9 protein-coding genes are annotated in these 13,578 nt (G+C 49.5%); 2 read left to right on the top strand and 7 right to left on the bottom strand.

What is annotated here, in order from left to right; genetic code table 11:
- Positions 1–88: 88 nt before the first annotated feature.
- From G9409_RS05145 to G9409_RS05135, 3 genes are all read right to left on the bottom strand, one after another.
- Positions 89–745: a hypothetical protein gene (locus G9409_RS05145; protein WP_166807743.1), complete on the bottom strand. Its 657-nt coding sequence runs from the start codon at positions 743–745 to the stop codon at positions 89–91.
- A 355-nt stretch (positions 746–1,100) separates the two neighbouring features.
- Complete coding sequence (locus G9409_RS05140) at positions 1,101–4,526, bottom strand: VCBS domain-containing protein (RefSeq protein WP_166807742.1); 3,426 nt, start codon at positions 4,524–4,526, stop codon at positions 1,101–1,103.
- Positions 4,527–5,255: 729 nt separating this feature from the next.
- Entirely contained in the window at positions 5,256–5,951 is a 696-nt protein-coding gene (locus tag G9409_RS05135; RefSeq protein ID WP_166807741.1) for a YukJ family protein, read from the bottom strand.
- A gap of 170 nt (positions 5,952–6,121) precedes the next feature.
- Here G9409_RS05135 and tkt point away from each other — a divergent pair, with 170 nt between their 5' ends.
- Positions 6,122–8,146 (top strand): transketolase, encoded by a 2,025-nt coding sequence (gene tkt, locus G9409_RS05130; RefSeq protein WP_166807740.1) that lies wholly within the window; start codon positions 6,122–6,124, stop codon positions 8,144–8,146.
- Complete coding sequence (gene pgl, locus G9409_RS05125; RefSeq protein ID WP_166807739.1) at positions 8,143–8,961, top strand: 6-phosphogluconolactonase; 819 nt, start codon at positions 8,143–8,145, stop codon at positions 8,959–8,961. Before tkt ends, pgl begins: the two co-directional genes overlap by 4 nt.
- Here pgl and zwf read toward each other — a convergent pair.
- The 4 genes from zwf to G9409_RS05105 form a co-directional block, all read right to left on the bottom strand.
- A complete protein-coding gene (zwf, locus tag G9409_RS05120) occupies positions 8,952–10,388 on the bottom strand; it encodes a glucose-6-phosphate dehydrogenase (protein ID WP_166807738.1) in 1,437 nt (478 codons plus the stop codon). The two genes, pgl and zwf, sit on opposite strands and share 10 nt — an antisense overlap.
- Before the next feature lie 10 nt (positions 10,389–10,398).
- Positions 10,399–11,298: a phosphogluconate dehydrogenase (NAD(+)-dependent, decarboxylating) gene (gene gnd, locus G9409_RS05115; protein ID WP_166807737.1), complete on the bottom strand. Its 900-nt coding sequence runs from the start codon at positions 11,296–11,298 to the stop codon at positions 10,399–10,401.
- Positions 11,299–11,318: 20 nt separating this feature from the next.
- On the bottom strand, positions 11,319–12,173 hold the full coding sequence (locus tag G9409_RS05110) for a response regulator (protein ID WP_166807736.1): 855 nt from the start codon (positions 12,171–12,173) through the stop codon (positions 11,319–11,321).
- A 147-nt stretch (positions 12,174–12,320) separates the two neighbouring features.
- Positions 12,321–13,463, bottom strand: coding sequence for a glycosyltransferase family 4 protein (locus G9409_RS05105; protein WP_166808032.1), 1,143 nt, complete (start codon positions 13,461–13,463; stop codon positions 12,321–12,323).
- Between the last annotated feature and the right edge of the window lie 115 nt (positions 13,464–13,578).

Raw genomic sequence — 13,578 nt, 5'->3', positions numbered from 1 at the left:
CTCAAATTCAGTGATTGAATATCTTAGCAACAAATCGCCACTCTAAATGGTCATGAACAGTTTAATGTTCAAGCTCCGGGCACACAACCTACCACTCGGATGAATAGAGCCCGATAATCTCCTTGTATGCTATGGCAACTGCACAGGAGGACACGGGAATCGTTACCAGAAGGCCGACGCCGAGCGCAAGCGCACCACCGAGATTCAGCAGGGCAATCAGACAAACAAACCAAAAAATCGCCCACCACTCTCTGGTAACAATTTTGCGGCTTATCTCCATTGCCTGCCAGAAATCCATCCGGTAATCAACAACAAGAAACATCGCAAACATATAACCTACAGCAAGATAGATTCCGGGCAGAATAAGCAGCACAAGACCGACTGCAACCAGAATCCCCATGGCCAGACTCGCAAGAAAAAGAGGCAGGAAGTATTTGAAACCAATAAAAAAGTCTGAAAACTGAATCTCCTGTCCACTCATCCTCTTGAAGGCCGCAATCCCGAAACCGGCACATAACGGCGCTGTAAGTGATGAGAAAATCATTGATCCGCCTCCATTCGACATCGAACTTAATGCCGAAATCACAAACACAACAAGGGTGAACCCTACAAATTCACCAATGTTCAGCCGGAACATCTCCCAGCCCTTGCGAATATATTCAGAAGCAGTAACCTCGTATCCCTCATTGATCTGGCGATCAAACAGCACGGGATCGACTTTAACGCCGAAATCAAAAGCAGCCATAATACTCTCCTCTTGTCAGGATTATTGAACTACCATAAGGGTAATTTCGACATCAAGTGATGTAACAGAACAGATGGGTTTACTTACGGACAACCGGACACCACCAAAATGTACTGATAATATACAATGAATTCCTGTAAGCTGCACATATTCATCCAGATCATCATCTCTGGTCATGCGGCCATCTGCATCAGGACTAACAATTCTTCTGAAAAGGAGCGATCCGGGCTAAAGTAGCCGGGGGGCGGCAGAACGTTTGCTCAAAGCATATACAGAATAGTGCTCTCGAGTAACGATGATTTTGTGGAAATAAAAAAAGGGCAGCGAATACTGCCCTTTTTCAAAAAACCGATGTTTAGTTGTTGTTGGATATACTGAAATGGTTACCATCTAAATCATTGGCGGCAACACCGACAAGGGTAACCTGCATCTCTACTGTTGTCGCATCACCATCATTATCAACCCAGACTACAGTATTTCCTTCCCCGTCATCAAAATAGCTGATCCCGTTTGCGACAAGATGGTTTTGAGATGCAAAATAAGTGGCAGTGGAGAAAGACTGACTACCACTTTTAACACTATTGGCATCTATTGCTTTGAAATCCAGCTTGTCATTAGCTACATCGAAGTCATAAATGACATCGCCGGTATCATGCAAATCAATGTATTTAAAAGTGTTAGAGCCACCACTACCACCATGGAGCGAGTCAGCACCATATCCGCCATAGATAGTGTTGTTGCCTCCATCACCATAGATAGAATCGCTGCCGCTGCCGCCATAGATGGTGTCGTTGTTCTCATTGCCATGAATCAGGTCGTTTCCGGAACCTCCATAAATGGTATCCTTTTCTGAGCCTCCGTTGATCGTATCATCACCGGCCTGACCATAGAGATTATCATCACCGCTTCCACCATTGATCGTGTCATTGCCCTCCTTTCCATACACCGTATCTTTACCGGCTAATGCATCAATGGTATTTGCCCTGGAGTCACCAGTCAAAGTCTGGTCCTCCTTTGTCCCGTTTATAGAGAACGGCTTGTCTCCTGACAAGTCATAATCCTTTGGATCTCCGGTACCGGTATAGGGTGACGGAGCATCAAGAATGTTCTGCACATGCACCGTGAGGGTTTGCGTATCTCTACCGCCATGGCCATCGGCAACCTGCACATCCACCACGTAGGCGTTATCACCGTCAGTGCCACCGATATCCTGCGGATTTTCATGGTCGGGAGCAGAAACAAAGCTCAATACCCCATGATTATCAATGGCAAACCGGGCAAAGTCGGTACCGGTAGTTTGAAGAATGCTGTAACTCAGCGTGTCATTATGATCAGGATCGCTGGCGTTCACCGTAGTCACTGCCGTCTGATTCTCATTAACATTAACAGAATTCAAAAGTCCGGTGATCGAGGGGTCGTCATTTGTGCCTGTTACGGTGATGCTCAGTGTGCTGCTGCTTGTCGCTCCCTGATCATCCGTTACCGTGTAGGTTGCTACAACATCCTTCGTCTCACCTTCGGCCAGCGACTGGTAGGCTGCGTCAGAGCTGTAAAAGCTGTAGCTGCCATCGGCATCCATTGTGAGACCGGCAACCGGAGCATTCAGCTCGTAGCTGGCTGTTGCACCTGCATCAGCATCGCTTGAAATTACCGCTCCGGTTACCGTTGCATCTTCTGTTACTGATGCAACAGCGGTTTCTGCTACCGGTGCATCGTTGCTACCCGTTACCGTGATGCTCAAGCTGTTGCTGCTTGTTGCACCATGATCGTCCGTTACGGTGAAGCTTGCGACAACTTCCTTCGTCTCGCCTGCTGCCAGTGACTGGTAGGCTGCATCGGAGCTTTCGAAGCTGTAGTGGCCATCGGCATCCATCGAGAGACCGGCTACCGGAGCATCAAGAGTATATGCTGCTGTCGTACCGGTAACATCTGCATCGCTCGACGTCACATTGCCTGTTACCAGTTCGCCATCTTCTGTTGCGGAGTTTACTGCAACTTCAGCTACCGGTGCATCGTTCGTTCCGGTCACCATAATGGTCAAGGTGCTGCTACTTTTTGCTCCCTGATCGTCCGTTACCGTGTAGGTTGCTACAACATCCTTCGTCTCACCTTCGGCCAGCGACTGGTAGGCTGCGTCGGAGCTGTCAAAGCTGTAGCTGCCATCAGCATTAATCGTGAGACCGGCTACTGCTGCATCAAGCTCATAGCTTGCCGTTGCTCCTGTATCGGCATCGGTTGAGCTTACTGCTCCTGTAACGATGCCATTATCCTCACTTGCTGAAGCTGTTGCGATTGCTGCTACCGGTGCATCGTTGGTGCCTGTGACCGTTATGGTCAGTGTGCTGCTGCTTGTTGCTCCCTGATCATCTGTTACCGTGTAGGTTGCGACAACATTTTTCGTCTCGCCTGCGGCAAGCGACTGGTAGGCTGCGTCGGATGGATTGAAGCTGTAGCTGCCATCGGCATTAATCGTGAGACCGGCTACCGGAACATCGAGTGAGTAGGCTGCTGTATGCATGGCATCGGCATCCGTTGAAGTAACATAACCCGTCACCACTGCACTGCCTTCCATTGCGGAGTTTGTCGATAGTGCGGCGACCGGCCCATCATTCGTTCCGGTTACGGTGATCGTCTCTGTCTGCGTAACAGAAGCTCCTTTTGTATCAATGACACTGTAGCTTACAAGAATGGTCATTGATTGACCAACAGCAAGGTGGTTGAAGACTTCGTTGGCAGGATCAACAGTCAGCGTGCTGCCGCTCAAACTTACTCCGGCCGGAGGTGTGCTGCTGGCCAATGAACTGTCAACGCTGTAGGTAACGATGCTTCCGACGCTCAGCGTATCAGCCGTGTCGACATCACTCGCACCGCCAAGCAGGTTCAGGGTGTAGGATGATGAACCTTCGGCTGCCGTAGAGAGCAGCGCACCTGCCACCGTTGGTGCATGGTTGACAGCACCACCCTGTTTATGCTCCGACTCCTCATGCTCATCGCTTTCATGATGATCATCATCACCATGATGTGAATCGTCGTTATCGTGATGATCACCCTCCCCGTGACGCGAATCGTCGTTATCTCGATCCCGGTTGTTTTCGTTCCTGGAGCCTTTCGGCGATTCATCAACACCTTTTAACGTCACTACAATCTCTTTGGTTGTCCCGTCAGCAGTTTTAACGGTAAAGGTTTCAGTTGCGTTCGCCTTCTCTCCTCCAAGTTCCTGAAGTTTTGCATTGTCCGCAGTGTAGCTCCACGAACCATCTTTACGGATACTGAACTGTCCGTATTCGCCCTTCACAGAGTTCTGTGCAACAAAGGTGGCTGCACTGTCAATATCACTCGCACTCAGCTTCCCGTTAATACCATAACTACCGCTGTCTTCAGTGATGAGACCTGTGCTTGTACCCGAAATAACAGCAGCATCGTTCACCGCGGTCACATTGATCTTCAGGCTGCTGGCTGAACCCGTTTCACCCCTGGCATTCAGAACTTTAAAGCCGATTGATGTGTAATCCTTCCCGTTTTCATCCTTGTCCGGAACGAACATCAATTTACCTGCGGCAATATCAGCAGCCGAAATCACCTGTTTGGCCGCAACATCCACCCAGCTTGTCCCGTTGAAATATTGCAATGATCCGTTACTCTCAGGTGTCGTTATCTGAACTCTGAGCGGATCACTCGCAACAGGATTATAGTTTTTAATGAAGTCGGAAATTTTAAGGATAAGGGAAGTGTCTTCAAGAGTTATGACACTCGAACTGTAGGCATTGTTGGCGGTACTCATAATATGCTCCTTTCTGTTATACAAGAGTTTATGTGATTGGTATTAAAAAAACTGAATCAGTCGGCCTTACAGGGCAAAATCATAGTCAAACTCATCAGGCGGATATATAAATAACATATACATGACTATATTTTATATATATCACTGCACATCAATACGAAACAAATGTATACGAAATAGCTATACACTAATGCTCATTAACACAATCTGAATCCGAGCTTCCAAAAGCGATAATTGTGTCTTTTTATTGCTCTACCTATTTGAAATTTCATCTGATAACCGCCTCAAAAAAGCCATTTATTCCTTTATTTTTAAACGGCTTATAATTTTACAATGAAACCGGGCACTTATTTCAAACAGATCGAATCACTTTATGCTCAATTAAAAATTCTATTAAGCGGATTTTCGTAACAAACATTTTGAATCAAAAAAACATACTAATGCCAACCACTCGAAAAACATATAATAGATCAGCACAAAAATATCAAGCAACTACTATGCCATACCGATTCAGTCCTGTTTCCTTCAATAATAATGAGCGATATCGTATCAGTTTGATGCACAGGTGTTTCAAAAAAAAGTGTATCACTGCAACACTCAACAGCAGATAAAACCGGGAGGAATTAAAAAAGGGGGCACAGAGACATCGTAACGAACAGCAAGTTCGTTACAACATGCAGACAAGGATGCAGAAAGAGTGACTATATAGAGCTGCGTATATATTCGCAGCTAAAGAGCATGCGACTGAAGAGCAATTGATTCAGGGGCTGTTGAGGAGGAAGGGAAAAAACTTTGGGTGTTGAATTTGCATAAAAAAGCGGCAAGGGTATGATCGCGGCGAAGAACAACAACGGCTCCGTCCTGCCATGCTCCGTTTTCCGCATACCATTGACTTTGAGGCGAATCACCCTGATTCTGATGAATGTTGTGAACTCCGTTTCCGGTCCGGAAGGGTTCACCGAATATGAAGAGCTTCCTGGCGTGCATAAGCAGGGGTTCAAGATCCCTGAATGCCGCAAAACCAGTCCCGTATTTCCAGGCTTCACAGAGAGAACATTCCGGTTCCGGACTCTTTTTTTCCGTGGCTCCAGACGTATGGGTAGCTGAAATACAGGCACAAGTGGGCTGAAGTTCCGGAGTACGATAGTAATCCAGGGCACCGGAACCCGGCTCTGAATCAAGAGGATGCCATCCATCCGGCAGGCGAAGAAGAGAGTCAAAAGCCTGGGGCAAAAGCTCTATAACCCGCCATTGAATCCCGTGAGCATCCCTTTTGCTGTCAAGATCTACCGGACAACGAAAAACTCTTTTTCCGGCCTGCACCTTCAGATTGCAGTGGTAGTATTTTCGCCTGCTGAAAGGATGATCGCAATAATATTTGTAGAGGGTGCCGACCAGAACACCATAGCCATCGAAAAGAGCCATAGCGATTCGTTTGCATGAATCCGGGTTATCGGAAAACGATAAGAGAAGTTACGCAACTGCCACAGAGAAGCAAGCCGGAATTCTGACAACGGAACCTTTGGATGACTTCATGCGGTTTATCTCATCGAGGTTGTTACTTTTAGGCACAAGAAAACCTGAACCGTTCATGCATGCATAACCGCCCTGTTGACATGAAAGCCATCAATACGGTAAGAGTGCTCGCCGTTGACATGGTGGAAAGAGCAAACTCGGGTCACCCCGGGATGCCGCTCGGAGCTGCTCCGATGGCCTGTGTGCTCTTCACAAGGATCCTCAACCACAATCCTGCCAACCCCCGCTGGCTGAACCGGGATCGCTTTGTCCTTTCAGCCGGACACGGTTCAGCCCTCCTCTATGCACTGCTCCATTTGAGCGGATATGAGCTGAGTCTGGATGATCTCAAAGCCTTCCGCCAGTGGGGGAGCAAAACCCCCGGCCATCCCGAGTATGGCCATACTCCGGGCGTTGAAACCACAACAGGCCCCCTCGGACAGGGAATTGCCACTGCGGTCGGTATGGCCATCGCTGAACGACACACTGCCGCGCTTCTGAACCGCGAAAAGCTCAAACTGATTGACTACTGCACCTATGTCATCTGCAGCGATGGTGACCTGATGGAGGGAATAAGCAGCGAAGCCTCTTCTCTGGCCGGTCATCTGAAACTCGGCAAGCTGATCTGTCTCTACGACAGCAACAGGATTTCCATTGAAGGCTCAACCCGACTCGCCTTTACAGAAAATGTCGGAGAACGTTACCATGCTTACGGCTGGCATGTTGAACATCTTGACGGCAACGATCCTGAGGCTATAGAAGAGGCCCTGATCCGCTCAAAAAATATCACCGACCGCCCGTCGCTCCTCATTGCAAAAACCAATATCGGCTATGGAAGCCCTAACAGGCAGGACAGTGCCACCGCTCATGGTGAGCCTCTCGGTGAGGAAGAGGTGAAACTGCTGAAAAAAGTGTTCGGCTTCCCCGAAGAAAAATCCTTTTATGTTCCACCCGAGGTTCAGAACGAGTTTGACCGGGTAAAAACGAAGGGAAGTATTCTGGAAAAAGAGTGGATAGAGTTAAAGCACGAGTATCAGCGGGAGTTTCCGGATTTATGGGGTGCGCTTGAAGAACGGCTTGCCCGACGAATGCCGGAGGGGTGGAGAGAGCTGATGCCGGAATTCGACTCATCTGCCGGATTGGCAACCCGCCAGGCATCAAAGAAGATTCTCGAAAAACTCGCCGGAAAAATCCCTTTCCTTACCGGAGGTTCTGCCGATCTGGCCCCCTCCTGTGGAACCCTGCTCAAGGATACTATTGACTTCAGCCCTGAAAATCCGAACGGTGCCAACCTCCATTTCGGCGTCAGGGAGCATGCCATGGGGGCAATTATTAACGGCATGGCTCTGTCGGGCATCATCATCCCGTACGGCGCAACCTTTCTCGTCTTTGCGGACTATATGAAACCCGCCCTTCGAATTGCGGCATTGATGAAGGCTCACTCCATCTTTCTCTTCACGCACGACAGCATTGCTCTCGGTGAGGACGGACCAACACACCAGCCGATTGAACAGCTCGCCATGCTGAGAGCACTGCCCGGCTTTACGGTGCTGCGTCCGGCCGATGCCAATGAAACAAAAGCCGCATGGAAAGAGGCGCTAACGGCAAGAGCGCCTGTGGCTCTCATTCTCTCACGGCAATCGCTGCCGGTACTCGACGAAACCCGTTTTCCTGTCTCTGCAGGAGTTCCGAAAGGGGGATACATCCTCGCTGACTGGCATCGGGAACCACCCTCACCTGAAAAAGCAGCCATACTCATCGCAACCGGAGCGGAAGTGCATATCGCCCTTGATACGCAGCGACTGCTTGAAGCGGAAGGTATACCTGTCCGGGTAGTCTCGATGCCATCAACAGAGCTTTTTGACTTTCAGCCGGAGGCATACAGAAACACAGTACTGCCACCGGAAATAACGAACAGAGTAGTCATTGAAGCCGCATCACCGTTCGGATGGCACAAGTATGCCACAGAGAGAGGAAAAATCATCGCTATAGATCACTTCGGAGCATCAGCCCCCGGAATCACTACGCTCAAGGAGTTCGGGTTTACCGCTGATCATGCCGCAGAAACAGTAAGAAAACTGATCAAGGGAAATGGCAACAGATGAACAACCAAAAGCAAGAGAAGAGTTTTTACCGTGGAAGCGCCGCCGCTATGACGGAACATGCCGCAGCGCTCATCATCACCGAAGCTTACCACTCAATTGCTGATCACGGGCGATTCTCTCTTGTGCTTGCAGGCGGCAACTCTCCCCGTTCGCTCTACCGCCAACTGGCCTATGGTATAGAGACCGGATGCCTTGAACATTATGGCCTCCGGCTGCCTGACGGGGAACAAACCGAAAAAAACGGGCAATTCACGCTTATGCCCTGGCAGCAGACATGGATCTTCTGGGGGGATGAACGATGCGTACCTCCCGGTCATCCGGAAAGCAACTACAGAATGGCGGAGGAGACACTGCTTCTTCATTCCCCTCTTCCTGTTGACCATCTCTTCAGAATACCTGCAGAACAGGCTGATGCCGGACGGGCTGCCGAAGCGTATGAAACCGCAATCCGCTCTTTCTTTTCTATCCCCGGTCATCCTCATACACCGGAGAATGTTCCGGCTTTTGACCTTCTCCTGCTCGGCCTCGGCGAGGATGGCCATACTGCATCCCTCTTTGCCGGCAACGTTCAGGCACTTCAGGAATCAATGCGTTTGGCTATAGCCGTGGATGCACCGAATGGAAACCCTCCGGGAAAGCGAATAACCATTACCCTCCCGCTGATCAATCATGCCCGGAATGTTCTCTTTTTCACTTCCGGCAAAGCAAAAGCCCGACTGGCGGAAAAAATATATCGCAAAGAGGAGTGCGACCTGCCGGCATCCCTTGTCTCCCCCGTTAACGGGCGACTCTTCTGGTTTACCGCTCAGCCATAGATTCGCTGCGCCACATCAGGTCCTCCCGAGTGAACAGGGTATAAAGAGGGTGCCTGTCCGCCGATTGCCTCCCGTATGGAGTCTATAATAGCCCACGAGTATTCGACACTGTCCTGACGGATAAAGTTCATCTGCTCGCCTGCCATGGCGTCAAGCAGCAGTCGGTGATAGGGCGTCAAACCTGAATCGGAAAAAGAGGTTCTGTAATCGAATTTCATATAAACGGGATCAGTGATCACCTCTTCTCCGGGGCGTTTTGCTCCAAACCGCAGTGCGATGGTCTCTTCGGGCTGAATCCGCAGAATCACCTGATTGGCCGTATAGCTGCAGCTATCGGCCATACCGAAAAAGTTTTGGGGAGGGCACTTGAACGTAATAACGATCTCGGTCACTGTTTCAGCAAGGTTCTTGCCTGCCTTTACAAAAAACGGAACATCTTTCCATCGCCAGTTGTCAATTAAAAACTTTACCGCCGCAAAGGTCTCAACCTTCGAATCGGCAGCAACATTTTTTTCGCTGCGATAGCCTTCATACTGACCGAGAACAACTGATGTTTCAGCACTGTCAGACGAAAAATGACGGATCGAACGAAGTACCTTGGCTTTTTCATCACGCACAGCATCAGCAGAAAAATCAACAGGCGGCTCCATGGCCACAGCGGCAAGCAGCTGAAGGGCATGATTCTGCATGATATCGCGCAAAAGCCCGGTCTCTTCATAAAAAGAGCCCCGATCACGGATACCGAACTCCTCCGCAATCGTAATGGATACATTGGCTATGTAGTGGCGGTTCCATAACGGCTCAAAAATCCCGTTGGAAAAACGAAAGACCATGATATTCTGTACCGTCTCCTTGCCGAGATAGTGATCAATACGGAACACCCGCTCTTCGCTGAACACCTCACCAATCACACGGTTCAGTTCCCGCGCCGTCTGCAGGTTCCGGCCGTAGGGTTTTTCAACGATTATTTTGCGCCATCCGCCGCAGAAAACGGTTTTCTCTCCAAGTCCGGCACTTTCAAGGTTCCGCACAATAACCGGGGCAAGAGCAGGTGGTGTCGCGAGATAAAAAAGAAGATTCGAGCAGATACCCCTCTCTCCGGAGACATCCATCAGCTCGTTGTGCAGAGCATGATAACCGGCAACATCCTCAAGATCGACTCTGACATAAAAGAGCTTTCGGCTGATCTTAAGAAAGGCCGCCTCATCCTGGACGGTTTCGGGCGAGAATCGTGCAAGCTTTTCATGCACAAGGGAACGAAACTCCTCATGAGAGAGCTCTGACCTCCCGACCCCGATAACGCGAAACGCCTCCGGCATCTCTCCCCAAAGAGCCAGTTCACAGATTGAGGGAAAGAGTTTGCGGGCAGCCAGATCACTGTTTGCTCCAAAAATAACAAGGGTAAAATTATCGGGTTTTGCCTGCATGAGGGCTCCTTTATGACTTGCCGGAAAAGCTGTGGCCGCCAAACTCATGGCGCAGTGCTGCCACAACCCTGTCGGAAAGATTATCATCAGAGCGGGAGCGGAAACGGCTGAAAAGTGAGGCTGAAATCACCGGAATAGAGACTTCATGCTCCAGAGCGGCTTCAACAGTCCAGCGCCCCTCACCGGAATCAGCGATTCTGCCGCTGAGGGTGTCAAGAGCGGGATCCTTCTGAAAAGCACGGACTACCAGATCCATCAGCCAGCCCCGGATAACCGAACCATTCGCCCACACTTTTGAAACCTCATGAAGGTCATAGTCATAACCGCTTGATGCAAGCAGATTGAACCCTTCACCCATAGCCTGCATCATACCATACTCAATGCCGTTATGCACCATCTTGGCAAAGTGTCCGGAGCCGGATCTGCCCATATAGCCGTAACCGTTTTCAACGCAGAGATCTTTAAGCAGCGGCGCGATAAGCTCATAAGCTCCCCTGTCACCACCGACCATAACACATGCACCGTTCAACGCTCCTTCAAGCCCGCCACTGGTACCTGCATCAAGAAAATGAATGCCATACTCACCAAGATATGCCGCCCGCTTCACGGAATCGACATAATGAGAATTGCCGCCGTCCACAACAATATCACCCTGCTCAAGCAGTGGCAGAAGCCGCTCTATGGTCGTATCGACAGGCAAACCGGCCGGCACCATAAGCCAGATGAGTCGCGGAGAATCGAGCATACCGGCGAGCTCCTCAACAGAACCTGCTGCAACAGCACCTTTTTCAGCAAGAGCGAGAGCCGCGTCATCAGCAAGATCATAGACAATAAGCTCATGACCGCACTGAAGAAGATGCTGCGCCATATTGAACCCCATTTTCCCGAGACCGATAACCCCTGCCTTCATAATTCCACATCATCATTATGTTAAACAGATCCTTGACCACCATCATCCTCGCACCACCCGGAAGCCTCTACTCTCTTTTTAAAACGCAGGTAACTTGCATTTAAATCCCGAAGGCGTTCATCAATACCGGTTAAATCGCCCGACCTGGCCCCCTGCTCTATTATAGCGGCACTCCTGCTCAGTTCCTGACCTCCAACTGTCGCTGCGGCACCTTTAATCGTATGCGAAAGGATACGGATTCTCTCGGTGTCATGCTCTGACGCAGCTGTCTGAAGCTCTGTAATCTGAAGAGCAGCTTCAATAAGAAACTGGCCAATGATAATAAGGATAATCTCCCGGTCATTCTGTAGGCGGAAAAGAACATCATCGATCAGAAAGACATCATCGATTGAAAGCGCATCCGCACCAGCCTCCTTTGAACTCTCCCGGACAAACAAACCGGGAAAATAGCGTTCGAGAATCGTCTGGAAATCGGATTTTTTCAGCGGCTTTGCCATAAAGTCATCCATACCCGCTTCATAGCACCTCTCCCGGTCTCCTTTCATGGCATTTGCTGTCATGGCAACAACAGGAATATCCGGAGAACAGAGCAGGGTGTGATCCGTCCGAATACGGCGGGTAACCTCATAACCATCTATTTCAGGCATCTGGCAATCCATAAATACCAGATCATACCTCTTTTGACGCATGGCATCAATTGCCTCCCTTCCGTTGGCGGCAACATCGGGAAAACAGCCGAGTTTACCGAGCATGGAAAGAGCTACTTTCTGATTGACAACGCTGTCTTCAGCCAGAAGAACATGCAGGGGAAGCTGCTCCGGAGTCACAGCCCCCCCCGAAGAAACATTACTATTTGCTGATTGCTTCTTGACCATAAAGCAGGGAAATTACAGTTGGAGCGGCATGGTACCGCATGCACTTCACTACCATGAAATTGGAGGGGAGTTCAGGTTGTCAACACATTCCGGAAACACATCGCTGAAATGCAGTAACGTAACCCAATCCCGGCTGAACCTCCGCTGCTACAACCCGGCAGGAGCGGTTGACTGCATGACCAGTTTGCTGTAGTGGTCTATAACAACACCGTTAACGGTCGACCATGATTGGGCTTCGGCATAGGCAAGCCCGAGGGATCTCAGCTCGCTGTACCGCCCGGAATGCTCGTGTAACTCACGGCATTTTGTAAAGAAATCCTCAACATCACCGGCACGGGCAACAACTCCGCCTCCCGATCTGTCAATAATATTTCTGCAGCCGCCGCCATCAGAGACAACTGCCGGAAGTCCGGATGCGAGCGCTTCGAGGGCAACATTGCAAAATGCCTCCGTAGTTGAAGGGAAAAAAAAGATATCACCGCTTGCATAAGCCTCCGGGAGTGCAACTCCGGTAAGATAACCGGTAAAAATTGCGTCAGGCATTCTTTCTCTCATCTCCTCTTCTGCAGGGCCGGACCCAATGAGAACAAACTTGACACTCCTGGCAAAGCCCGACTCCATAAACCGGTCATAAACCCGCATAACAACCTCTATATCCTTATAAAGCACAAATCTTCCTGCATAGACAATAACACTCTTGCCGGATGCATCCCACGCTTCACGAAGTTTTTCGGAACGGCGCAATGGGTCAAAAAGCTCCCGGTCTATGCCCCTCGACCAGATTTCGACATTGTTGATATTCTTGTCAAGCAGTTTTCGCCGGACACTCTCGTTAGGAGCAAGAACCACATCACAGTTGTTGTAAAACCATGTCAGATATTTCCATGCATATTTTTCGGCAAATCCAAGATGGTAATAACTGAGATAAGAGGGGAAATCTGTATGAAATGCTGATGCCACCGGCAATGATCTCTTTCGGGCATAGAGAAGAAAGGCTCTGCCGATAATATCCGGAGTCGAGATGTGTACAATATCAGGCGCAAACTCGTCAAGCTGCCGCATTGTTTCCGCATTGAAAAACCCGATTTTGTAGTCAGGATAGAGCGGAAGTGGTACCGCTGGCATTTTATGAACCGTCAATCCATTATGATTATCCCGGCTCGACACATCAGGAGACCAGACGGTAAGCTCATGGCCGTTTTTCCTGAATGAAGCCACAAGCTGATAGATCGATTTTACAGCACCATCTTTGTCCTTGACATAGGTTCCCGAGTATAAGGCAATCTTCATAAAGGGAGAAACAAAACAACTATAGAGCAATGCAATTGTCATGACAACGATATCATGACAACCTTTTCCCAAGCTTCAGGCTGACATCAAGGAAGGTAACATTTCCTGCTGAAAA

It is taken from the genome of Candidatus Chlorobium masyuteum, assembly GCF_011601315.1.
GTDB classification, from domain to species: domain Bacteria; phylum Bacteroidota; class Chlorobiia; order Chlorobiales; family Chlorobiaceae; genus Chlorobium; species Chlorobium masyuteum.
This window is presented reverse-complemented; position numbering and strand designations above follow the sequence as displayed.